At 73.7% G+C, this 426-nt stretch carries 1 protein-coding gene; it reads left to right on the forward strand.

Annotated elements, in window-relative coordinates; translation table 11 throughout:
- On the forward strand, positions 1-426 hold a 426-nt coding region (locus CAY82_RS27615; RefSeq protein WP_368681566.1), incomplete at both ends, for a tRNA pseudouridine(38-40) synthase TruA.

A 426-nucleotide genomic window follows, 5' to 3' on the forward strand; every position in this document is an offset into this window, starting at 1 on the left:
CTGTCGTACGACGGGAAGGATTTCTCCGGCTGGGCGAAGCAGACCAGCCGGCGCACGGTGCAGGGGGAGATCGAGGACGCGCTGCGGACCGTGACCAGGTCCCCGGTGACGTACGACTTGACGGTGGCCGGGCGGACGGACGCCGGGGTGCACGCGCGCGGGCAGGTGGCGCATGTGGACCTGCCGGTCGAGGTGTGGGCCGAGCACCGGGAGAAGCTGCTGCGCCGGATGGCCGGGCGGCTGCCCCTGGACGTACGGATCTGGCGGGCGGCCGAGGCGCCGGCCGGGTTCAACGCGCGGTTCTCCGCGCTGTGGCGCCGCTACGCCTACCGGGTGGGGGACCGGCCGGGCGGGGTGGACCCGCTGACGCGCGGTCATGTGCTCTGGCACGAACGGCCGTTGGACCTGGACGCGATGAACGAGGCG

Source organism: Pseudomonas sp. SID14000 (assembly GCF_002165135.1).
In the GTDB taxonomy this organism is placed as follows: domain Bacteria; phylum Pseudomonadota; class Gammaproteobacteria; order Pseudomonadales; family Pseudomonadaceae; genus Aquipseudomonas.